Origin of the sequence: Lactococcus sp. EKM203L, from assembly GCF_011800585.1 — a bacterium.
Taxonomy (GTDB): domain Bacteria; phylum Bacillota; class Bacilli; order Lactobacillales; family Streptococcaceae; genus Lactococcus; species Lactococcus lactis.
Genome location: NZ_JAALEQ010000004.1, coordinates 1 through 22926, shown reverse-complemented (window position 1 = coordinate 22926; position 22926 = coordinate 1). Strand labels below are relative to the sequence as shown.

At 36.9% G+C, this 22926-nt stretch carries 32 protein-coding genes; all 32 read right to left on the bottom strand.

Annotated elements, in window-relative coordinates:
* Positions 1 to 97 precede the first annotated feature (97 nt).
* Complete coding sequence (locus tag HFD15_RS08315) at positions 98 to 877, bottom strand: peptidoglycan amidohydrolase family protein (RefSeq protein ID WP_058208071.1); 780 nt, start codon at positions 875 to 877, stop codon at positions 98 to 100.
* Entirely contained in the window at positions 877 to 1164 is a 288-nt protein-coding gene (locus HFD15_RS08310; RefSeq protein WP_167593412.1) for a phage holin, read from the bottom strand. The genes HFD15_RS08315 and HFD15_RS08310 overlap by 1 nt, the downstream gene beginning before the upstream one ends.
* Before the next feature lie 13 nt (positions 1165 to 1177).
* Complete coding sequence (locus HFD15_RS08305) at positions 1178 to 1402, bottom strand: hemolysin XhlA family protein (RefSeq protein WP_010905920.1); 225 nt, start codon at positions 1400 to 1402, stop codon at positions 1178 to 1180.
* A 12-nt stretch (positions 1403 to 1414) separates the two neighbouring features.
* A complete protein-coding gene (locus tag HFD15_RS08300; RefSeq protein ID WP_167593413.1) occupies positions 1415 to 1651 on the bottom strand; it encodes a hypothetical protein in 237 nt (78 codons plus the stop codon).
* Positions 1652 to 1661: 10 nt separating this feature from the next.
* Positions 1662 to 3179, bottom strand: coding sequence for a hypothetical protein (locus HFD15_RS08295; RefSeq protein WP_167593380.1), 1518 nt, complete (start codon positions 3177 to 3179; stop codon positions 1662 to 1664).
* Positions 3157 to 3330, bottom strand: coding sequence for a hypothetical protein (locus HFD15_RS08290; RefSeq protein ID WP_167593414.1), 174 nt, complete (start codon positions 3328 to 3330; stop codon positions 3157 to 3159). The genes HFD15_RS08295 and HFD15_RS08290 overlap by 23 nt, the downstream gene beginning before the upstream one ends.
* On the bottom strand, positions 3330 to 4451 hold the full coding sequence (locus HFD15_RS08285; protein ID WP_167593415.1) for a hypothetical protein: 1122 nt from the start codon (positions 4449 to 4451) through the stop codon (positions 3330 to 3332). The genes HFD15_RS08290 and HFD15_RS08285 overlap by 1 nt, the downstream gene beginning before the upstream one ends.
* A 15-nt stretch (positions 4452 to 4466) precedes the next feature.
* A complete protein-coding gene (locus HFD15_RS08280; RefSeq protein WP_167595090.1) occupies positions 4467 to 6254 on the bottom strand; it encodes a hypothetical protein in 1788 nt (595 codons plus the stop codon).
* The gene (locus HFD15_RS08275) at positions 6254 to 7777 is read right to left on the bottom strand and encodes a distal tail protein Dit (protein ID WP_167593752.1); all 1524 of its coding nucleotides are present in this window, start codon (positions 7775 to 7777) and stop codon (positions 6254 to 6256) included. The genes HFD15_RS08280 and HFD15_RS08275 overlap by 1 nt, the downstream gene beginning before the upstream one ends.
* Positions 7778 to 7790: 13 nt before the next feature.
* A complete protein-coding gene (locus HFD15_RS08270) occupies positions 7791 to 10394 on the bottom strand; it encodes a phage tail tape measure protein (RefSeq protein WP_167593751.1) in 2604 nt (867 codons plus the stop codon).
* Positions 10384 to 11091 (bottom strand): Gp15 family bacteriophage protein, encoded by a 708-nt coding sequence (locus HFD15_RS08265; RefSeq protein WP_167593750.1) that lies wholly within the window; start codon positions 11089 to 11091, stop codon positions 10384 to 10386. Before HFD15_RS08265 ends, HFD15_RS08270 begins: the two co-directional genes overlap by 11 nt.
* Positions 11092 to 11106: 15 nt before the next feature.
* On the bottom strand, positions 11107 to 11514 hold the full coding sequence (locus HFD15_RS08260) for a hypothetical protein (RefSeq protein WP_167593749.1): 408 nt from the start codon (positions 11512 to 11514) through the stop codon (positions 11107 to 11109).
* A 56-nt stretch (positions 11515 to 11570) separates the two neighbouring features.
* A complete protein-coding gene (locus HFD15_RS08255; RefSeq protein WP_167593748.1) occupies positions 11571 to 12050 on the bottom strand; it encodes a phage tail tube protein in 480 nt (159 codons plus the stop codon).
* 13 nt (positions 12051 to 12063) lie between these two features.
* Positions 12064 to 12498, bottom strand: a complete 435-nt coding sequence (locus HFD15_RS08250) for a minor capsid protein (RefSeq protein WP_167593747.1) — start codon at positions 12496 to 12498, stop codon at positions 12064 to 12066.
* Positions 12498 to 12827, bottom strand: coding sequence for a hypothetical protein (locus tag HFD15_RS08245; protein WP_029344317.1), 330 nt, complete (start codon positions 12825 to 12827; stop codon positions 12498 to 12500). Before HFD15_RS08245 ends, HFD15_RS08250 begins: the two co-directional genes overlap by 1 nt.
* Positions 12824 to 13168 (bottom strand): putative minor capsid protein, encoded by a 345-nt coding sequence (locus HFD15_RS08240; RefSeq protein ID WP_167593746.1) that lies wholly within the window; start codon positions 13166 to 13168, stop codon positions 12824 to 12826. The genes HFD15_RS08245 and HFD15_RS08240 overlap by 4 nt, the downstream gene beginning before the upstream one ends.
* A complete protein-coding gene (locus tag HFD15_RS08235) occupies positions 13158 to 13559 on the bottom strand; it encodes a hypothetical protein (protein WP_167593745.1) in 402 nt (133 codons plus the stop codon). Before HFD15_RS08235 ends, HFD15_RS08240 begins: the two co-directional genes overlap by 11 nt.
* Before the next feature lie 51 nt (positions 13560 to 13610).
* A complete protein-coding gene (locus tag HFD15_RS08230) occupies positions 13611 to 13847 on the bottom strand; it encodes an Ig-like domain-containing protein (protein ID WP_029344320.1) in 237 nt (78 codons plus the stop codon).
* 28 nt (positions 13848 to 13875) lie between these two features.
* Positions 13876 to 14790, bottom strand: coding sequence for a hypothetical protein (locus tag HFD15_RS08225; RefSeq protein WP_029344321.1), 915 nt, complete (start codon positions 14788 to 14790; stop codon positions 13876 to 13878).
* Positions 14791 to 14808: 18 nt separating this feature from the next.
* The gene (locus tag HFD15_RS08220) at positions 14809 to 15858 is read right to left on the bottom strand and encodes an XkdF-like putative serine protease domain-containing protein (protein ID WP_167593744.1); all 1050 of its coding nucleotides are present in this window, start codon (positions 15856 to 15858) and stop codon (positions 14809 to 14811) included.
* Positions 15859 to 15873: 15 nt separating this feature from the next.
* Complete coding sequence (locus HFD15_RS08215; RefSeq protein ID WP_031561053.1) at positions 15874 to 16704, bottom strand: phage minor head protein; 831 nt, start codon at positions 16702 to 16704, stop codon at positions 15874 to 15876.
* The gene (locus HFD15_RS08210) at positions 16697 to 18226 is read right to left on the bottom strand and encodes a phage portal protein (RefSeq protein ID WP_167593743.1); all 1530 of its coding nucleotides are present in this window, start codon (positions 18224 to 18226) and stop codon (positions 16697 to 16699) included. The genes HFD15_RS08215 and HFD15_RS08210 overlap by 8 nt, the downstream gene beginning before the upstream one ends.
* A 12-nt stretch (positions 18227 to 18238) precedes the next feature.
* Positions 18239 to 19690, bottom strand: a complete 1452-nt coding sequence (gene terL / locus HFD15_RS08205; RefSeq protein ID WP_023164628.1) for a phage terminase large subunit — start codon at positions 19688 to 19690, stop codon at positions 18239 to 18241.
* Positions 19671 to 20144 (bottom strand): helix-turn-helix domain-containing protein, encoded by a 474-nt coding sequence (locus tag HFD15_RS08200; protein ID WP_167593742.1) that lies wholly within the window; start codon positions 20142 to 20144, stop codon positions 19671 to 19673. Before HFD15_RS08200 ends, terL begins: the two co-directional genes overlap by 20 nt.
* A 171-nt stretch (positions 20145 to 20315) precedes the next feature.
* Entirely contained in the window at positions 20316 to 20705 is a 390-nt protein-coding gene (locus tag HFD15_RS08195) for a DUF722 domain-containing protein (RefSeq protein ID WP_167593741.1), read from the bottom strand.
* Positions 20706 to 21078: 373 nt separating this feature from the next.
* Positions 21079 to 21216: a hypothetical protein gene (locus HFD15_RS08190; protein ID WP_158423215.1), complete on the bottom strand. Its 138-nt coding sequence runs from the start codon at positions 21214 to 21216 to the stop codon at positions 21079 to 21081.
* A complete protein-coding gene (locus HFD15_RS08185) occupies positions 21213 to 21428 on the bottom strand; it encodes a hypothetical protein (RefSeq protein ID WP_167593740.1) in 216 nt (71 codons plus the stop codon). The genes HFD15_RS08190 and HFD15_RS08185 overlap by 4 nt, the downstream gene beginning before the upstream one ends.
* Complete coding sequence (locus HFD15_RS08180; RefSeq protein ID WP_167593739.1) at positions 21425 to 21610, bottom strand: hypothetical protein; 186 nt, start codon at positions 21608 to 21610, stop codon at positions 21425 to 21427. The genes HFD15_RS08185 and HFD15_RS08180 overlap by 4 nt, the downstream gene beginning before the upstream one ends.
* Before the next feature lie 7 nt (positions 21611 to 21617).
* Entirely contained in the window at positions 21618 to 21785 is a 168-nt protein-coding gene (locus HFD15_RS08175; RefSeq protein WP_167593738.1) for a DUF1660 domain-containing protein, read from the bottom strand.
* Complete coding sequence (locus tag HFD15_RS08170) at positions 21782 to 22075, bottom strand: hypothetical protein (RefSeq protein ID WP_167593737.1); 294 nt, start codon at positions 22073 to 22075, stop codon at positions 21782 to 21784. The genes HFD15_RS08175 and HFD15_RS08170 overlap by 4 nt, the downstream gene beginning before the upstream one ends.
* Before the next feature lie 18 nt (positions 22076 to 22093).
* Positions 22094 to 22621 (bottom strand): SAM-dependent methyltransferase, encoded by a 528-nt coding sequence (locus tag HFD15_RS08165; RefSeq protein WP_167593736.1) that lies wholly within the window; start codon positions 22619 to 22621, stop codon positions 22094 to 22096.
* Positions 22618 to 22926 (bottom strand): hypothetical protein (locus tag HFD15_RS08160; RefSeq protein ID WP_346330340.1); only part of this gene is annotated, 309 nt, incomplete at its 5' end. The genes HFD15_RS08160 and HFD15_RS08165, both read right to left, overlap by 4 nt.

The window sequence follows — 22926 nt, the reverse complement described above, 5'->3', positions numbered from 1 at the left end:
TTTACCTCCATTTTTTGAAAACGTTATCTTCTTATATTGTACACTATTTTATATTTTTATCAAACAAAAAAAGCCCTGACCGAAGTCAGGGTTTATTTTACAATTTATTCGCATTTAATCGACGCTGTAATTCTCTGACAGAATCGGAAATTGGGCTAATAGTCCCATCTTGTGTTGTTCCAAGGTGTTTTTGCAAAGCTTTAATCGTAGCTTGTCCAAACAATCCATCTTGTCCAATTCCTAAGAATCTTTGCAAGGCTTTAACAACGTTTGAACCAGTCAGTGATGTATCAAACTGTGCCGCATAAATATTTTGATTAAAGGTTTGTTTATACTGGTGACTGATTACTCCGTCTTTCCCAGCTGTATCAAAGTATTCTTGAAGTCGTTTAGCTGTCGCATTTCCAAACTGTCCATCAACGTTCAATGTAACCATTTGAGGTTTGTTGTCAGTATTTCCTGAACCTGAACTGATAATTCGATAAAAGTGATGTGGCAAGCGAGTGCTCATGTATGCATCATTCGTATCAACCGCAATTCCGTTGTGAGTGTAAGAGCAGTGAATGAATGAACCGTTGCTTAGGAAAATACCAGTGTGCCCGTCTGAACCAGCCGAACCTCCTGGAGTGCCTGAGATAAAAATATCCCCACGTTGCACTTCTCCACGACTGATTTCTTTCAGTTTTGTTCCTGACATTCCAAACAATGTCTCAGTATTTCCCATTGAGCCAGCTGACAAAAAGCCACCAGCAATCATTGAAAAGAACACTGACGAGCTACAATCATAACTGTTTGGCCCCATTCGTGAAGTCATTGAATAGGTAACTCTACCTTTTCGAGCTTGCATCCAAGCAATCATATTTTCAATACTTGACATTATTTGCCTCCTTCTGTGAATTCGTGGTCAGCATTAGAAGCTTTAATCACTTGAACACTATCGCCATTTTTCAAACTTTTAGTAAGTTCAGTTCCTTTTTTAGCTGCATGAGTGAAGTCGTTGTTCTTCCACCATGCCCAAAGTGCAAAAACTGTTGTGATAACTGTGCTGACAGTATTATCATCAAGAGGTAATGGGTTCATATTTAACGCTGTTAAAATTTGATTTAAAATTGCCAACCAGAGTAAGATTGTACGTGTGAGTGTTCCTTTGTCGATTGTTTTCATGTTCTTTCTCCTTTTAAAGTATTTTAGTAATTATATATCCAATAACAGTTACGGCAAGAGTAAGCATAAAGCCCCAAGCCCACTTATTATTGGCTTCCATTTTTTCTATAAGTTTTGCATTTGATTGGGCTATTAAAAGCGCTCGTTCTGCTTTATCTCTAACTGTTTCATAGTTGTCCAACTTTGTCTCAATTCGAGCTAATCGTTCGAGCACTTCTCGCCATGCTTGCTCCTCCATAACCCCTGCTTTCTATTCTTTACTTGATCCACTACTTATTTCTTTGGATTTGTCCAAAATTTGATTGAAAAATTCTGTTAGTTCAATTCTTTGAGTTTCCTCACTGAAAAATTCATTTGCGTTAAAAACAGTTACTTCCAATTTGAAAGACCCATCTTCATTAACATTTCCTTTAATATTACCTGTTGGAATATCAGCTGTTCCAGTCTCTCCTACATACTGCAAGATGTTTGATTTTAGTATTTTCATTGTTTCTCCTTTATTCAACATAGTACGAAATATAAGCACCAAAATAAACAGAATCTCCACCCCAGCGATAACACCTCACTTCTCCCGTGGAATTAATTGAAATTTGAGCGGTTGCACCAGCTCCCTGAGCAGTAGCAGGCATGGAAATATCACTGGGTGGTCTAGCGTTTGTTGGAAGTATTCCCAAAAGTGTTCCACCGCTCGTGACGACAGGGAACCCATCACCGTTACCACCGTGGATATTCATCGTAACTCGATTGTTTTCACGTTTCCACTCAGCTCTACGTCCACCGATATTTCCGATTTTAGTCCAGTTTACATCGGAGGACAACTTGACGCCAGCTGGTGAGATACTCGCAGAAATCCCTGTGCTGTCTGTTAAGGACATGCCTTGAAAATTCGTACCGACTGATATTGTTCGTCCTGTAGAATTCTCGGTGTAAACCATGATAAGCCCCTGGGTGCTATCCAAACCAATAGAATTTGTTGTATTAACAGAGGAATCTGTTCGGGTAATTATTAAATGGTCATTTTCAATATTCGTGTTCCCAGCAACGGTTCCATTTTTCCAACTCGTTTCAATAACTCCGTCTGTGAACTTCCCGTTTTTCACTTCTAAATCTGTACCATTGATTTTTTCTGCAGTAATAGAATTTGCATCAATGTTATTTGCACTTAGAAAGTTAATCATCCAGTTTTTGCCATTGAAGTAATACTCCGTATTAGGCTTGATAACTGTTCCATCACTTGCGGTAAGGCCTACAGTTCCTGAATATTTCCAAGTTAAACCTTTGAATCGAGTGGTCGGTTCGGTATCGGAAACAACTTTACCGGGGTCACCATCCTTGCCGTTCGTTCCATCTTTTCCATCCTGACCATCTGCTCCATCATTCCCTCGTATCAGACTCCAAGTGTAGTCGGATGGATTAGTGCTGTCAGCTTGCGTAAAGTCTGTGTACTGTCCTATATAGCTTGGCCAGTCAGCAGTTGTGACTTCGCTAGATGAGGGCATCCAAGGAGAATAATCGACAATATACATCATCACATTAGATATTTCTACTGTAACTGTTGTTGGAATATTATCTTGTCTTATAGTCATGAAAGTTGAAATGTCTGTTGTTACTGGTAGGTTATAAAATGTATTTTTAACATGCCCAGAGGTATTTGTTGGAGAAATAGTTATACTTGTCCCTTTATAATAAGTTTGGGTTTGATAAACGAAAGCTCCTGACAAATTTGTCCCCGTAGCTTTCCAGTCAAACTCAAAAATTAAATCTTGGTATTTGCTTAATTTTAAATCACTTATTTTAAGACCTTTGTCAAGAGTATATCTCTGTGTTCCACCAGCGTTTGCTGTTCCAGTTCCTTTGAAAATATCATGAACTTTAGTTCCATTTAAAAGGTTAGGTTTTGGATAAACAGTCGTGAATCCGTCCGTGCCGTCTGCGCTGTTGGCGTAGGCTATGTGAGTTATTGTTCCATCATTAACGTTACTTAAGGTAAGACTACTCTTTGTTACTATCGTCATCGGTCACCTCCGCCCAAATTTCAATAATTGGAGTGGAGATACCATAAGTCCGCCAGATTTGTTCAATCACATCACTTGCGCTTGTTGCTTCAAAGCTAACTTGTGTGATTTCTCCCCCAAGTTCAATATTGGCATAAAATGTACTTTTCATTATTGATTTACCTCACATGTATATTGGGCTTTGACATTAATATCAGTTGCTGCAACACTAATTGTTTTACCAGTTTTATATTGATTGCCTGTACCGCCAAAATTAGCATTTAATACACCATTTTGGTCACGTTGAGACCATTTATAAGTATAGGTTTTTCCAGCTGTATCAATTTCAGCACCAGATTGAAATACTCGGCAAGTAAGTGTTGTTGTACCAGAACCGTTTTTAAAAATGCTACCTGCTGTACTATCAATCGTACAAGTTAATGGGTCTGTGTAATCAAGAAGAGTACATATACCACTAACTGCAGTTCCTGCTGTACCACCGACTTGGTCAATAATAACTGCTTTAAATGTTTGGGAGTTTGTAATAGCTGATGGTAGAACTGTTAGTATCCCTTGAGAAGTTGTATTTGTTCCAGCTGCTACATTGGGAGTTTGACCAGTTGTAGATGAAGTACATAAATGCCAACCTAATCCAAGGTTTGAGTTATAACCAGTTGAACCAGTTGTAGTTACAGTACTATCTGCATAACCGAAGAATATTTGCTTGTTACCTGCAGAAAGTTGCCCTCCTTTGTATAAATCGGCGTTAACTGTTAAGCTTGCAGGCATAGAATTGTAGAACGCTCCACCATTTCCAGCATAAACATTCGCAAGAACAGCTGATTTAGCAAGTTGTACAACAGTTAAATCTAAAACAGCAGAGAATGGAACATTTAAACCTGTATTAGGGTCAACCCATAATCCAGAAGCAGTGAATCGTGATGCTGAGTTAGCAATTGGAACATTGACTTTTGTTGTCAATACACTATTTGCACTTCCGCTCATATATTGAGTATCAGTATTAGTAGTTGAAGTGATAGTTGTTGTTGTCGTTCCATCTGCTCGTGTCCAAGTAATAGTTCCTGAAATCCCACTAACAACAGAGGTTGTACTTCCTGCTTTAGTAAGATTGAGAGTTAACACTTGTGGAGTAGTTGCATAACTTGGTGACCATGTTTGAGCTGTTGCATCATAAGTTTGAGTAGTCACCCCACTCGCTGTGATGAAAGCATTGAGTTGCATCCCATCTGATAAATCTGTGATTGTGATTTGCCCACTTGAGACAATTGACATATTTTATTCCTCCTATTAATTAAGTGGTTCTGCAGTGCAATCAAATGTAGCTCTCTGCCAAACATCACTATTTGTGATTGTAATTGATTTCTGACTTGTTTGATGAGCAAGATTCCAAGCGGTATCTACTGTTCCATCAGAGTTAGTTTTAGACCATATATAAGCAAATTTTGTTCCATCACTATCAATTTCTTTATTATTTTGATAAAGTATCGCAGTGAAAGTTGTATTAATGATATTATTTTTAAATTGATAGCCATTAGATGAATCAATAACTAGATTAATCGGGCTAGTTCCATCATCCACATTAGTGATAGTCACCGACTGATTTGCGACTACTTTACCGCCAACCGTTGCTTTAAATGTGTAAACTGCCTTATCAGTTACACCACTAGCATCAACTGTGATTGTCTGAGCATTCGCAACAACTGTTCCATCTTTCGACCATTCATAGCTATCTGCGACTGTCTCAGTTGTATCTGAGCCAAAATAGATATGTGCGCCTAATGTAGTCGTTCCAGTACCGTTTTTAAATTGAACTCCATTAGTAGTAGTCAGTTCTGCTCGATAAGGAGTATTAGCATTGATAATTTCTTGCATTCTAGCAGTTAGATCATCAGACACTTCACTTTTAAGCTTGATATAATTCGAAAATGTAATTTTGTTACTTGTAGGGTTAGTGAAACTTATTTCTAATTCACTCACACGAGCCGACAAAAACAAGCCAACATTTCCATCTGAATCAATGAAATTCTTATCTTGAATTCTTACTGTATCTCCGATATGCAAAGGCATACCATCTCCAGTACTTGAAACAGTCAAGTTACTTGTGGCTGTCACTTCATAAGTAATTAAGGGGTAAGCATATTGCTTCAGTTGACTTAATGCATAGCCCCACATTGCATTAACTGTAGTGTATTCAGTTGTTATATTTTTATTAGTATAAATGTCACTGCTTGGAGATTGAAGCTGTGAGGGGAACATTTGAGCGGATAGTGGAGCTTTAGCATAACTTTCCCCAGCACGTTTATAGAACTCCTCTTGCCCTTCTGAATTCGTAACTGACCAGGAAGAGTTTTTCCAACTTAACCCATCTTTCCCAGTGACATAAATGGAATTAAAAACTTGAGACTTTTCAACTTTTCGATTAACCCCCGTTACATTTTCGCCAAAGGATAAAAGCACATCATTCCTATTTTGACCAACTCCTTGAATATCGCCACCATCATTTTTCTTGTAAATATTGAGTGTGATATTATCAAGCGTTCCATCTCTTTTTAATTTTGTGACAAACTCAAACTCGGCATCAAAGTTTTGAATGACTGAAATTAAACGAGCAAGTTTAGTATCTTCTGAATCATAATTAATGACCCTTGTATCATTTTCAACCTGATTAATGCCAAGTGAGATTTTAGCGAAATTGATTAGGCCTAGTTGGTCAAAGTACCATTGAATGTTATGACTGGCAATATTTGTTAAAGCTTTAACTTCTTCATTTCGCATTTCAAGATTAAGAGTTAGACAATTGAAAGTAATTTTGTCATCATCTTCTTCGACAATGACAGAATCAAAAAGAAAGTCTTCTCCCTCATACTGAAAGCTGAAATAAGCTCGCTCATTTAGCAATTGAACATAATCTTGGACTACTCCATTTTTTATTTTATTAACCGTGAAATCAAAAGTTGATGTCCCCTGTGCTAAGTAGCGATGAAAATTATCATCTTTAAAATCAGGGGTTTCTGAATCATCATTACTGAGAAAACCAACCCGTTTTAAAGTGTGGTCATGAATTGAGATTAACATTATAAGATTCGCTCCTTCCACTCGATTTCAACTTTAGGTGGGGTCTTTGTGAAATTTGAATACACAATATCTAGTTTTTGACTTGCTCCTGGAGGAATTGAAAAGAATTCTGAACCCGTGATATAGTCTGAGTTCGCCCCTAAGTCATTAACTGTGATTTTTGATTTTTCCATATCAACCTTTACTTCATCTTCTGGTTGATACTTATTAAGAATATCCACAGTGTACTCATTGTTTAGATTCATGAGTTTAAATGATCTAAGACTTGTATCTGCAACCATTTGATAATATCGTCTTTTCCCAATCACAACATAAACATAAGCAAGTTTGGTAGATGCAGAACCATCGCCCATAAGATAAGTTTCTGCAGCACCTCGCCAATAGAAAGAAATCTTATTGCCTTGTTTAACAATGGCTTGTCCTCCATGACTTGCAGCAAAAAGTGGAGACCCATTTTTATCTGGTTTTCCAGTTGTCGCTGAGAAGGTATGATTTTTGAAAAGCTTCAATTTTTTATCTCCACCAATCAGCCAAAAGTTCAAACTTGCATTTTCACCAACACCCCCTTTATAGATTTCAAAGCAAGCAAGAGGCTGTTTGTTTTCATCCGCAAAATGAATTTGGAATCTGCCACACTGTTCAAGGTTCTTTTGAATATAGAGCGTATTGAAATTAGCATGCCAATCTTTAACATAATTACCCAAATCATCTTTAGGTACTTCATATCTTAAAACTCCTGCGTTCCAAAGCGAAGATTGCGCCATTGCTGCAATTCGAATCCCATCATCTTTCCAAGCAATCGTACTATTTAAAGGCATTCCCTCAAGATTTGTTGGCCATGAAGTCGTCCAGCTTGTATCTGGAACAAAGTTAGTTTCAAAATCAGACTTAGTTTTAAAATCACAAACCAGCTTTTGACTTTTAGCTGTAGTTGTATCTGCTTCATCTGGATTACCAATTTCAAGGATTCCATTCTGACCAACAAAGGCTAAATAGCCTGTTTCAGATGTTGGAGTGACTTTAATTGTGGGATAGATAGGCAAGGTTCCGTTATTATTAATCAATACCGAAACTGAGTTATCAGCATTATTTATGATGGTTCCATTTTCACCGCCTGAGTTATCATTATTCAATACTTTAGTATCGACTGATTCTGCGTAACCGCTTGGAACAAGTAATGTAAAGCCCCCATCAGCATTAAAACCGTCATCGGTGTATTCGATAGTTCCAGTTAGAATAGCCTCATAGTAAAAGTTAGGATTATCACTAAATATTAACTGCTTTGTCTCAGTTGTAGAAATAATTTTTCCTAGTTTTTCTCGCACAACATTAACATCAAGACCATCAATAACATGAAAAGTCATTGAGATTTCTTTAGCTTTTCTTCTAGTTTTTATTACCTTAGAGCCAATTCCTGAGTTATCTTCAACTGACAGATCGTTTTCGGTTCCTGCTCCCCGATTTACTTTAATAAATCGAATATAGTCCGTTAAATAATCTTCGCCATATTTGACTTTAAACATCCACTCTCCTTTCTTAAAAATCTAATAAATTTGCGATAGTGGTCTTTTTATCGGAAACCTTTTTAAAATCATCATAAGTAGCCTCGGCAAAAGGTTTACCGTTGACGTTTAAGATGATTTTTCGTTTGTTCATTTCATCAATTTTATCTGCCATTCTATCTACTTTCGAAGCAAGACTAGAACTATTTGAATTAGCTTGCTGTGATTGGATAAATGTGCTAGAACCTGTGACAGTAGCATTCAACGCTTTATCAAGAGAAGGTAATTCCCCTGTAAATGAATTAGCAAGTTTATTGGCCATAGATGAGACATTAGCTTGAACTGTTTTGAACTTGTCTTGAAGTCCTTCGTCCAAACCTGCCATGATCGCTCCACCATGAGGAATCAACAATCTTCTATCATATGGAAGTGGCCCTTTATGGTCTGAAATCCATTTACCAATACCACCTACCCAGCTCTTAACATCTTCGAATTTGTCTTTCAAACCATTAAAAAATCCGCTAATGATTGCGGAACCTTGTTCATAAAGTGTATCTAGTCCAAATAGCCCAGCGATATCTTTTATAAAATTCTTAAAAACATCAACTGGATTTTTGCCGCTAATAATACCATTTACAAAGCTTCCAATGATTTGTCCACCTTTGCTTAAGAAGTCTCCAATAGATGAAGCGATATATCTCAGCAAAGCATTTATCATATTATTTATTGCCCCTGTTGCTTTTGGTATAGCTTGAAGTATCCCGCTGGCAACTGCTACCAAAATCTGAATAGCAGCAATAATAATTGATGGTAAATTATTAATAATTGTCTTAACAATCATCAATATAACCTGAACAATTGCTGGAGTTAACGATGGCAATGCTTGCGCAATACCATCAACAATCGCAAGAATTATTTTAATAGCCGCTTGAATAATAGTAGGTAAATTAACAATGATAATAGTAACGAGCTGTGGCATTAATGCTGTAAATGAATCAATCAGCATTGGTAAAGCAGTTGTAATACCCTCAACCAACGCCATAATTATTTGAAGTGCTGCTTGAACTAAAAGAGGTAAAGTTGTCATTATAACCTGAATGATTTGAGGTAATAACGTTGTGAACATTTGCATTAATTGAGGAAGTGCGGTTACAAATCCATTTATTAGAGCTAAAACGATTTGAACAGCAATATCAATAAGTTGGGGAATATTAATCGTCAAAATTGTAATCAATTGAGGAATCATAGCTTGAAAGTTTGCGATTAATTGAGGCAATGCAGCGCTTATGCCTTGTACGATTGCTAGGATTAATTTAAGACCTACACCAACTAAGTATGGTAGTACGCTGACAAGTGATTGAGCCATTTCTAAAAGCGCATTTGTCAGAAGTGGAATCAAAGCAGGTATTTGCTGAGAAATTCCATCAATTAGCCCCGCAATCATGGATATTCCTTGCATTATTAAAAGTGGTCCACTTTGAGCTAATGTACCAATAAGCGATTGAACTGCTTGACCAAGTGCTGAGGTAAGCTGAGGAGTAGCTCCAACAATACCTTGCATTAAACTCATGATGATATTAACCCCAGCTTGAATAATACTAGGTATTATAGTAATTATTGAATTTACCAATGAAATTATTCCTGCTGTAAAAGAAGGAATAACTGTTGGCAAAAGACTCACTATTGTAGTCAGCAAAGTTCCAAAAAGTGATGAAACTGTAGAGAATACTGTCGGTAGAAGTTTAGCAATTGCCCCCAATAAACCTGTAATAACGGGAGGCAATGCAGTTATCAGATTTCCGATAATAGGAGTAATATTGTTAATAACATTAGTCAAAGAACCCATTAAGTTATCGACTAATTGTTTGATATTAGCGTTGCTACTACCCAGACCAGTAATCAGATTTTCATAAGCCGCTTTTGTACTATCAATTGAACCACTGATAGTTGAAGCCGCTTCTTTTGCTGTCGTTCCCGTAATGCCCATTTGCGTTTGTACAACGTGAATAGCTTGGGTTACATCAGCAAAACTAGAAATATCATACTTCTGTCCAGAAAATTTTTCAGCGTCTGATAAGAGGCGCTTCATTTCTTCTTGAGTACCACCATATCCAAGCTTTAAGTTATCAAGCATTGTGTAGTTTTGTTTTGCAAAACCTTGATAAGCATTCTGAATATCACCGATATTTGAACCCATTTTATTGGCATTATCTGCCATATCGACAACTGCTTGATTAGAGTAATCAGCAGCCTTTGCAGTATCTCCTTTAAGAGATGCAACCATAGAGGCTGAAAAACCTGTTACAGTTTCCATGTAGGCATTAGCTGACAGTCCTGCTGTTTTATATGCATTATCAGCAAATCCTTGTACTGTTTTAGAAGCATTGCCAAAAAGAGTATCAACACCACCAACTAACTGTTCATAATCAGCATAGGAGGCAAGAACTTGCTTACCAATCCCAACAGCTGCAACACCGACTGCGGCTGTTCCAGCAATTGCTGCAGCTGTTCCAGCTTTTAAAGCACTGCCTATTTTGCTACCAGTTCCAGACATGACCGAACCTAATTTATTATATTCAGTCATTGCCTTTGCACTATCTAACAAGACGTCAATTACTACTGCTCCATCATTGGCCATTTAATTCTTCCTCCTTTCTTCTCATGAACTCCCGTTGCTCTTTTAAATCCATCATTTCGAATTCAATTTTTTCGCGGTCTGATTTCAGAGCAACTGCACTTTTAGCTTTTTTGATTTCTTTACGCTCTTTTTCAGTAGCATTTTCAGGAATTTCCATTTGCCGAATTTCAATCACGCGCCTAAACTTAGAAGTTTCCGACAACCCAGTTAGGAGAGCGTTAAACTTATCCCAACTCATGGTATGATTTCTAAATTTTTCAAGCGACATCTTTCCAGACTGAACTTTATTCCAGTAATAATTGGATTTCTCACGCTCTTTTATTAAATCAATTCCATAATCTTGCATAAATGAAGCAAAGATATAATCAGCGTCTTCCTCAAAGTCATAAAATTTCTTCTCTTCTTCGAGGATATTTCCTTTCATATCCCTCTCAACTGTTTCTTCCCTAGAATTATCACCAATTATCTTTTGTGTTAATCCTTCAAGTATTAGCTGAAAGTCTTCCTCTGGTATCTCATTAATAGGCGTTAAAAAGAACATTTCAATGGTAATGAACAGTTTTTCAGATACATCGATATCATCTTGCTTATAAAGCTCAAATAACCTCAGAACTCGTGAAAAATCCATTACAACTTCATAATCAGCAGTTTTGGCTTCAATTACATCTGGCTGACTCCATGAAAGAGAAAGTACCATGTAAAGCCTCCTGTCTTAACGTTTTTTACCGTCAATAAATGATTGAGCTTTAGATTTTGTTTGAATCAATTGGAACTGCTCTGTTACTTGACGCATTCCTTCTTCAACTACAAATAAATCTTCATCTGCAACATCATAGAGCTTTTCAAAAGCACCATCACCCAAAATTAAATCTGTGTATTCTTGAATTTTTGATTTAATGAACTCAAGCAATTCAAATAATGCTTTAATGTCATTTTTATCCTCTAAAATCTTGACTTCTTTTCGCTTGCTCTCAATTTGCTCATTAATTTTAGGAAGCTCTTCTGTATATTTTTTTAAATATCGAGTACCCATTTTAATTTCAAACTTGATTCCAAAAACACGAGTAGGGATGACGTTTTTCTTGAGTTCAACTACGATTTCATTTTGCTTTTTTGCCATTTTTTCTCCTTAAAAAATAAAAGCTAGAAGGAATCCCCTCTAGCTTTATGTATGTATTACACACCCGTTGTTGGTTTTGAATCATCTGGCAATCCATTGAAAGTGACAGTTGCTTCAAAGTTACCGCGCTCACCGGCATCCCCACCACCATGAACGATTCCTGAAAGAGTGGCATTACCAGAAATAATTCGTCCATCTGGTTCTGTATGTTTGAAATAGACCACACGGTCTTGACCTGTTTTAGCAAGTCGTTCACGAATAAACGATTGTGCATCACTATCAGCATATCGACGGTGACCTTTAAATGCATAGCTTGTCGAAACAGATGAAATATTCGTTTGCTTACCGCCTTTATCAGCGTAGTAAGAATAATCCGATGAATCTTCATCATTTTTTAAATCGACAGATTGAATGCCTTCTGCTAGTTCATAAAGTTGAGTAGGTGCTTTTACTTTACCTGTGATAGGGTCAACAGCTCCTGCTTCTCCAATTTCGTACTTATTGAGGTAATTTAAGGCAAATCCTGTATAAGTCATTTACTTTTTCTCCTTATTTTCTAATATTTAGTGCAAGCGTTAAAACATAAAGATAAGCATCATGTTCTTGCTTTCCAAGATTTCTTGGTTGAGTATAAACTGAACTAGAATCAAAGAAAAAAGAGCCATTTCCTGATTCAAGAGTTACCAATTCATTATTTTCATAACGAGGTAATCTATCAAAATCATTAGCTATCTTCCATGCATCATTGTAAGCTTGCAATTGGTCAGTGTTTTTTATTGTGACTTGGACTAAAAAAGACATTTCCCTACCAAGAGAAAGGTCTTTTGTTCCTTGTCCAGACGCCACAGATTGAAGCGATATGTCACGTTCATTATCTTGTGGAGGATTATCCTCTTGGATAATTTGGCGGTCGTTATCGGTTAATCGTGGCGTTTCTAGTTGTAAAGTTCGCAAACGATTAGAAAGAACTGAAAATATATCCATCAAAGATTCTCCTTAATAGCATTTTGAGCAACTCTTCTAATATCTTCCATGTCTCGTGACTTTGCAACTTCTCCCCACCTCTGCTCGGCATCTGGATTATGTTCCCTAGATGGGGTACCAATATAATAAGCATAAGCAGCATAATCTGTATCCCAGATAACTTGCCCTTTATCAAAATTACTAGCGCTCCAAACGCTCGATTCAGTTGCTCCAGTATCTTTTTTGACATACTTATTGGCTTTTTTAGCAAACTCTACGCTTGTTGGATTGAGTGCTTTTTTAATTGCTCTATCAACTCGGTTAAAGTTTCCTTTAAATTTAACACTCATTGTAACTGTACCTCCAAATGATGAGGGGTTTCTTGGTCAGTATAAGCTTCAAGGCAGCCAATAATATTCAACTTCTTATTTTTAAAAGTTATTTTTCCTCCCTCATTAATTTCAATGAAAGGGCTAGAGTTTACTGAATCAATAAACAGAATACCATTTGTATAAGCTTCTGTATTATCCGATTTAGTCACTTTCTTTCGAGTTGGAGTAAATCGTACATTCTTAATTACTGTACTTTTAGGCTTAGAGCCACCTCCCATAGAACCATCGCCACCGTTTGGCGGTTCTGTGTAGGTTACTTCATGAATTAGCATTCTTTTCGGGATTGGTTCAAATAACACTTATTTTTACCTCCTTCTTGACTAAAAGACCCGTTCCTTCCAGATACATTAATGTACTGGGGGATACTCTATTTGTTTGCCTACTTGAAGAAGGTTGGCTTGAAGAATAACTAAACCCAGAAATAGAAACACTTTGAGATGATGAACTGACGCCGTTTATATTTGACTCAATACCTTCAACTTTGAAGTATTCAATTTGAGCACAAACAGCCTTTTTAATTAACTCTTGGACATTTGTTTTTAAATTATCAAATCCAATTTGAGGTATTTGATAACTTGTCAAAGAATCAATGATATCCTGAGAACGTTTATTAAATTTCGGAAATCCATCATCTGTTAGTGATTCTCCTTCATAAGTTTCATCATAGTAAGTTTTGTCTACATATTCCATTTGACCTCCTTTCCAAAAAAAGAGTGGCACAAACCACTCCTTTTATCAGAATTATTCAGCAGTTACGGTAACATCGCATGTAACGGTTAATCCGTTAGCTGTTGTTCCAGTAATTTTTGTTGTGCCTGCAGCTTTACCTACTACACTACCTTGTTTAGGAGTGACAGTAGCAATTGTAGGGTCACTAGAAGTAAAGGTTACTGTTTTGTCATCAGCATCTTCTGGTAGGACAGTAGCTGTCAATGTTTCAGTACCCCCAACAACTAAACTTATTGTTGTCTTATCCAACGTTACCCCAGTTGGTTCTTGGGGAGCATCAGGGTGTCACCGTAACAATACCAACCATTTTATTTTCACGGATAACAAAGTCGATATCTGTCAACATGAAGTGATACGTAGCTTGTTTAGCAACTGCAGTTGAATCTTGTGCAGCAGTAGTTAAAGTCACATTCAATCCAATAACTTGGGTCAAGTTTTCAAATGGCGTGAAGATTACAACATCATTTTCCATTGAGTCAACAACTTCAACACCATAACCTGCAATGTTTGTAAGAGTACCATTGACAATTGCTGAATCGCCTAAAACAGTTTCGCGATTTTGAATTTCTGCCACATAATGTGAAGCAGTAGCTGGGGACATGAACCATTTGAACGAGCTGTTCAAATACTTAGATTCAACTTTACCTACAACACCAGTTGTAAGTTCTTGAATAGTTGGAAGTTTAGTTCCGTCCAATTTAACAGAAGCATCAGCTTTTGCCATCTTAATGAATCCATCATTCAATTTGAGGAATACATCAGAGCTACCCTCATCTCCGTTAAAGGCAAGGTCTTGTAAGTCTGCACCGAACTGGCCTTGCATGAGAGAAAGTAAAGCTTGACGAACATCTTGCCCACGAGTACGAGCAGTATAGAATGTATTTGAATTTTCAATCCACGTATCAAGATAAAGCGAAGTCAAAGAGAAGTCAACTGATGCTTCTTCTTTGATGTCTGTACCATCAGGCTTAGTGTTTACACCTTGATGCTTTTTCAAATTACGACGTTTTACCCCGAGTTTATCAATTGAACCTGTACCTGACTTAGCGAAGTATACAGGGAGTTTTGCAAGCGTTGCTTGGCTACCTGTCATATCAAGCACGAAAGCACGAGCGTTGTCGTCACGTAAAGTTACATTGTTCCCTGCTTTAGTAATTGCAGCCATTTGTTTGAGTAAATCTTCGTTTTTCATATTTTAATCCTCTTTCTATTAGTCCAATGGGAAAGCAGCATCCACATAGCTTGGAATTACTTCTGCTTTAGTAACGTTTGTTTGATACGAAGTTTCGTGGTTGTTACTTACACGCGCTTTTTCCAACTGTTCAATTTTTTCGTTGAGCGGAGCAACTGCTTCAGAAACAGCTTTTGCTACTGCTTTCGCATCAATAGCTGTTTCTTCCCCGTCTTCTTTTGTTTTGTTTTTATTTTCATCTTTAGGGTCTTTTGTAGCTTTTTCTAAAGCTTCCAAACGATCATTGATTGGTGCAAAAGCTTCACCAAGAGCTTTTTTGAGTTCTTCTTTAGTCATTTCGACTTCCTCCTGTTTTTTTAAATTAAAAAAAGACTTAACCGTACTGATTAGTCCTTGTTTAGTAAGTGGTTGTGTTGTTTGAAATGAGTTAATTAATGCTGATAATTCACTAATTTCTTTTTGGATACCTTCAATCCTTGTTGAATCATCAACAGCGTAGTTATCCAAAATATTCCATGTTGCAGAACGAAACGCATCAAGCGCAGCATTAATATCACGATACATTTTGCTGTTATTGAAGTTGTCAGTGGTCTGTTTCTTGACTTCTTCAACCTCTGCTGTTCCAGCAAGAGAGTATCCTGTAAATTCTCCCTTTTGGATTGACTCCCAAAGTTCATCTGTAGCTTTTGTTACAAGAACCCAAGTTCCTTTAGCAATAGCAGTATCACCTACGGTCATATCACTTGGAGCGACATAACTTTCAACAACTTTCCCAGCACTCGTTTTAAAATCATGTTGCTTATCAATGTTTTGATATTCTTCCATGAATCCATGTGCTGCTTTTTCAATCGTTTCAGCGTCCATAAAATCGCCATGTGCATCTTCTACATCAGGCTCATAAACAACTCCATAAACTAGCTTTTGAGGGTCATCTGACTTTGTTAAAAGTTTTACTGTCGTTTCAAAAGTTGGCTCACTAGCAGATTTAGTCAAAAAGAATTGCTTTTTATTTGCTGCTTTGTCAACATACGAAACATGGGTAACTTTTACATTTTCTAGCTTTCGCATTTTTATCCTTTCTGTTTAATTTTTGGTGTACTTGTCAGCAAGTACAGGATTCATGAAACAATGACAGCTGATAGAATTACCTGGTGATAATTGAGGGTCCCTTGGATACCTCGCTCTTTCGCCATCAATAATAAAGAAATCATCAACTGCAACAACTGTTCCGTCTGCCTGCCCATGTGACATTCTTGGTTCTCCTATACCACTAGTATGCCTCCATTCCTTTCCTACTATGTTCGGATTGGACATCATCGCTTCATACTGAGAACCTGAATACATCCTTAAAACCTCAGTAATTGATGTAGTTCTTGCTCTGCTATGCCCAAACTCGTCTAGTTTAGAGAGGTTACGCTCTAGCCATTTAATGCCCTTCCCTTCGTCATACGAGGATTGGACAAGAAAAATGAACCTCTCTTTAGAAGTTAGGTCCATTAATTTCGGTAAGCCTTTAAGCCACTTATCAATTTCTTTTGAATGACGGCTTTTAGGATTGAATTCACTCTTTCCTTTATATTTGCTATTGAATTTATCAAAAAGTGCTACATAAGAAAGTTTTATTTTGGGATTGACTCTTTCGGACATTTTACTAATGAAAACTCTAGCTGCAAGTGCTGCTATAATCATTTTCCGACTTGGTTTTTTATCTTTTTGAGCTAACTCTTCCAAGATTGGCGCAACTTGCTCATAATCTTCCTGAAGTATATCCTCTAATTCCTGTTCAATATCAGATATATTATCAGCAAGAGTTTCGGTAAAGCTAAAACCAGCCTTCCTTAAAAGCTTAATCAGCTCTTCTTTTTCCTCTGCTGATAGTTCTAACGATTTTTGAATTAATTCCGCATCATTCATCACGCGCCCTCCGCATTATTTGACGGATGCCTGCCGCTATATCTGCCCCTGTTTCTGTGCCATAGGCTTTAGATAGGTTCACATCATCAGAATTTAGCCCGTTTTGAGCGTTAGACTGTTTGGTCGGTAAATTATACTCCTCACCCTCAAAGTTCTCTAAAGGTAAGCCAAGCACTTCTGATAGAGGTCCGCGCAAATCATTTGGAGCAACAGACCCAGCAGAATTTGCAACTTGAATAAACTTGGTAACGTCATCCATGTTTTTAATTTTTGGAGCTTTAAGATAAACTTCAACATATTTTAGGTCATACTCTTTAAATAAAGAATTAATCCGCCAAGCATAAGATTCACGTAAAGGTTGAAAAACTTGCTCCTCTGTCAATTCTTTGGCAGTCTCAGCAGTGTTTCTGTTGTAGTCAGTAGTCTTTGCCACATATATTGGAGGAAGCCTAAAAGCTCCTAAAACAGCTTGAGTGACATTCTCATCATATTCAAGAAAAAGTGCATCTTTTTGCAAAACATCAGCAAGATGCTCAACTCTAATTGACGGCTTGCTTTTATCTTCTCCGTAGCCTGCCGCTTCTTCTCCTGGCGAAACTTTTTCAGATTCTAACAAAATAAATTTATGTTGATTTTCTTCTCCACCAATTGAATCAGCATAGCTCTTCAAAGTCGCTTCACTTGCTTGTGTAAGTTGAGCATTTTCAAGCATGATTGCCAGAGGAATGTGCCGACCTTGTACAAAATAACGATAATTCAGCTCATCGGCTTTACGATTACCAATAATTTTAATCAGCGGTCCAATCCATCTTGGAACGCCATACGGGCTTTGAAAGTCTCCGATTTTAATGTGAATGACTTCAGTTGCTGTTCCATTGCCGATAGAACCATTCGTATCAAGTGGCGTTGTATCGCCATAAGTCTTAAACCAAGTCCCAGAATTTACGGAGCTATCATCTGAGTTGTCACGATAATTAAAATATCTAACCTTAATCTGTTGACCTTGGTAATTAGTGACTACATTCTGCTTGGTAACTGTCATAAATTCAGGCTTGATTGAATCAATCCCTACAACATGACCGACGCCATTTCTAATAACTTCAAAATATCCGTTTCCGCATTCTTCAACTTGACGAATAACTTCTTGGATGATTTCCTTAGGTGGACGTTCAAAGCTTAATTCATTGAGTAATTCTGTAAGAATATCCCATTCTGCTTTTGTTTCCTCATTTTCGTTGGAATCATCCATTTTGTATCTCAAGTCAAGACCGAATCCAGCAACATTAGTCGCATAAGCTTCAATACATTGGTTAAGAATATTACTATTATCAACTACATCTCTCAAGGCAGCAATATCATAAGGAGGACTAATTAAAGTTAAATCTCTTCTAAAACTCTGTTCTCCATTTTCGCTTTTGATAACAGAAGCTAATACCCTGCTTTCATCCGCCATAACATCCTGCTTCTTTAAACCTTTTGGAATTCCACCAGATTTCCCACCACTAATAATTTTAGATGTCAATTTATCACCTCCCTAAAATGCTGTTGTTCTATTTTCTCTTCTTGTATGCACTGGCCTTTTATCTAATCTGACAAGTGCCTGGGTCATACTATCGACATCATCGTCATGCGCTCCATTTGGAAAAGCTGTTAACTCATCAAGTATCTCATCACTATATGATTTCCATAGTGGATGTGGTAAATAAACGTTGCCAGCCTCCCATAGAGGAGATACTGCCTGCGCTCTTACTTCTTTACCACCTTGTGGATTTACTGGTACTATACCTTTTATTTTTTTCTGTAGCATTTCAATTACTGCAGAACCGTTGGCTTTATCCTCAATAAGTTTTCCAATAGCTTCTGGATGCTTGGCTGTCATGACTTCAATAGCTTTCATTGTATCAACTATCCCCATTCGCTCATGGTGACGGTCTAACAAATAGTTTTCGACACCAGCACGCGCCCATACTTGACCAGAAACAAAGTCAGATGTGTTTTTATCTTTGAACGTACAGTCCCATGACTGCATTTGAATATCAAAATGACTTGGCATAACTTTTACATCATCACCAAGTCCTAATTTAACTTTCATTTCGAGTGTAGGCACATAAAACTTGGCCCATGACCGTTTAAAAATATCCCCACCAGCTGGTGTTGGTCTTTGTTGATATAAAGCGGCCCAACCACGGGAGCCAGTCACTTCTTTAGTTTGTCTTGCCCACTCTTCATCTTTTCCGATTTCAGGGGCAAGAGATTCACCAATTTCACGATTTAATAAATCATTTTCTTCAGCAACTGCTGGTATTTTTATTTCAATCCACGGCAATTTATTTTCTTTAAGAAGTCGTCCTGCTAAATCATCCTCATGCCATCTAGTCATGATAACAATAACAGAACCATCAGCAGATAAACGGGAGTAAAAGGTATCTTGCCATTCGCTATATATTTTGTCACGAATAGTTTTAGATTCCGCCTCAGCCCTATTTTTTATAGGGTCATCTATAATAAGTAAATTTGAACCACGCCCTGTAGCTCCACCTAAAATTGATGTGCTGTAAAGTTGCCCTAAATGTTTATCAATTCCCCACTCTGAAACACTAGCAGTATCAGAACTGATTTCTAAATCAAATAATTCCTTGCTGAAAGTCCTAAACTTTTCTCGGTTTTTTCTACCAAACTTCTTATAAAGTTCTTCCGAGTAAGAAACAACCATTGCAAGTTTATCTGGATTCTTCATCAAATAATATGAGGGGAAAGATTCTGTAATGAATGTTGATTTCCCATGTTGAGGTGGTAATTCAACGATAATAAAAAGACGCTCACCGTCTGATATTCGTTGCAAATAAGGAGCAATATACCTTTGATGTCTTAACGGCACAAAAGTACAGTTATTAGCATAATAGAAATAATCAATATAATTTCTTCTAGCAAGCTCTTTAAGGGCCTCTTCACGGATTTTGTTCATATCATGTTCCATCAATGCCATTTGCTAACCTCCGAAGTTCTTCTTCCGTTAGGTTTTGCATAGGATTACGAACCCCAATGTCACCAGAAATTTGTGTTTCTCTTTTATCACGCCATTCATTTGGCTTACGATTTTTAAGCCAGAAAATAGCCGCGGTTGTGTCTGGTGCTTGCTGTTTAGTGACTTTTTTCGTTACTATTAATCCTGTTTCGGTTAACTCTTTAGTTACTTCAACAAATTCATAACCTAAAGCACGTTTTAATAAAGCATTTTCGACTTGAATGTCAACAACTTCTTTACCCTTTTTTAGGGCCTCCAAAATCTCCAGATGACTTTTTTTCCAATTACCCAGAGTTGAAACAGCAATCCCCATATTATGAGCGATTTGCTCCTCTGTTAAGCCGTCTCTTGCCCAACCTTGAATCTTGAGTAAACCTTCTTCTAAAATCCATTCTTCATATTTAGCTTTTGCCATTTCTCCTCCTTTCTAAAAATCTACACAAAAAAACCGCTATTTCTAGCAGTTTTTATCACTTGGAGAATTATGAGTATTGGCTCGTCGTCTTAAACCATGATATAAGTATACCACTTAAAACACGGGGTAAAATTCAACGAATCATTCAAAAACATTTCACGATTTTACAACTTACAAATAAGGTCTAATCATTTCTTTAAAAGATTTGTTCCAGCGCCATAATGTAGTAACACCTACAAACATCTCTTGAGCTACTCCGTACCATGTCATTCTTTGCTGATAATGAAGAAGTAAAGCTTGTTTCGTCTCACTACACTCTACATCCCAAAACATATCAAGTATTTCTTTTTGCCTTTTCATTTTTCCGAGAATACCATTAAGTTCGTCTTCCTCAACTCTTAAAAATTCTGATTCTTGTGGTGCTATTCCAAGTGATTGCGTTCTAATTCCAAGATTATCTGTAGGTTTTCTAGCCCTTAAATCAAGTTCTCTAGCTTTGATATTTGCTGCTAACTTCCCTGTCAAGTAATCTCCAATAATTATATCTAACTTATCAGCCATTCATCAAATTCTCCTTTTGTGGTATAATTAAGTTAGAAATTCAGTTGCCGAAGCCCATTGCCGTGGGCTTTTTTGTTTAATTAATTAATTTAAAATATAATGAGATTAGAAACGCAATCCCAAATAATATATTAAAGGTTGCGGTCCCAACACTTATTGGACTTCTTGGCTTCCCAATTGCGTAAGGTGTAACGAACAGGCCAAGAATTAGGAATAGCACGTAGGCTATGATAATTATATTTGCAATCATTTTTCTCCTCCAGTTGAGTTTAGCGAGTTCCTAGCTCAGTATGATATAATTTGTAAGATCATAAAAACAAACAGTTTTGGTTTTACTTTCGCTCGAATTTAGTCAGTTCGGGCTTTTTTGTATTTAATATCCGAACCATATAAAACGAACTACTCGAAGTATCAGTCCAGTAACAATCACACAAATTCCGATTAAGATTATTGCTGTCAGTACTTGTATTAGAAAATTAGTTAACTTCCCGTTTTCGTTTTTATTTGTCATTTGATTCCCTCTATGTATCCTTCGGCAAAAGCTTTTGCTGCTTTACCAGCTATTTCCCCCATCAATTTAAAATCATCAAGAGTCAACGGTTGAGAAACTGTTTTTTTAGTACGTTTTTTATGTTTCATTCGTGAGAATCCATAAGGGGTTTCCCGCTCAACAATATTACCGCTAATTCCTTCTCCATAATATTTCACTGTTTCAAACATCATTCCACAACCTCCTCGATATAGGCAACTTTGAAAGCTCCGTTGTCAGCAGTGTACCAACCTGCATTACTTTCTATTTCTTGAATTAAATCTGCTAAACTATTAGCTTCAACAATACTCATTACACACTTAGGTTTTCTATATTTGCTAACGAATTCTGCGCTATATAATTCAAATTTTTTCATCTCCACCTCAATCCATATGTTTATCAAGCCATTTTTCAGGGAACACGTTCTCGGACTCGTCAAGGTCTGAGCGGTTGATAATTTTGGAATTAAAAACTTTAAAACATCGAACACATACTAAATCCTTACCGTATAGTTCAGGCTTATGCCCGAACAGCTTACACAAAAGTTTCATTGGTTGCCCTCCTTGTTTTTAACAATCACTTGAGCATTAGATAAAATCGGTCTTTTCCATTCAAGCTCCTCATTAAATGACCAAATATTTATTGCTCCGTTTGGGCTCACATCAATATTTAAATCTTTTGGCATAACATCAATCCCACAAAAACCAAAGTTTATAACATCAGAACATTGCCCTATGGCTTTGCATTCTTCATTATTTACATAGCCAACTTCTAACATTTCGAACCCACTATCGTGTATTTCATTTATTGGTTTGATATATAATGATTTTCTTTCGTACATTCAATCCCTCCCCACCAGTCATTGACCAGCGATATTAGTTTGTCGGTCATTCAATATATCCTCTACTTTCATAAACACTAACCAATGAGAATATTTTCCTTTTTTATTTTTAGGTCTTTTCTGGCCAAATATTGGTTGAGCTGGAAATAATGGATATAACTTTGCTAAAGGAATATCAATATCATTCCACTTGAAAATTAATGTCCCATTTAATTTCAAAACTCTCCATGCTTCTGAAAATCCAGCTTTTAAATCTGCTTCCCAGTTCTCACGGTCAAGACATCCATATTTTGCTTTGAGCCAACTATTATCTCCAGCATACTTAAGATGTGGTGGGTCAAAAATTACCTGGTAGAAAGAGTTATTTTCAAAAGGTAACTTTCTAAAGTCTGCGATTGTATCAGGTTTAACATCTGTAATTCTGACATTCCCACGGTCTAAATTTTTATAAGTACCTTCTCGAATATCACAATATTCAACATTAGGATTTTCTTTATCAAAATAGAACATTTTAGAACCACAGCATATATCTAAAATTGGTTTCATCCCTCCACCACTTTCACTAAATCAACTCCGAGGGCTTTGCCTGCGAGGTAGGCATAAATGACAGGCATAAATTCATCCTGTTCATGATTGAACCATTGATAAAATTCTTGTTTCCCCCACTCAAATAATGTATCTAAATCTGTCTTATCCGCTTGTTCTACAATGCTTTTAGGAATCGTGAGCGATGGTTTATTATTAAAATATTTAATAACATCATCCTCAGCATAAAGTTGTTGATACTCTGTAGTTCCAAGCTTCGATTTATATGCTAATCCGTATGCAATAGGACTTACGACTTTTTTAAA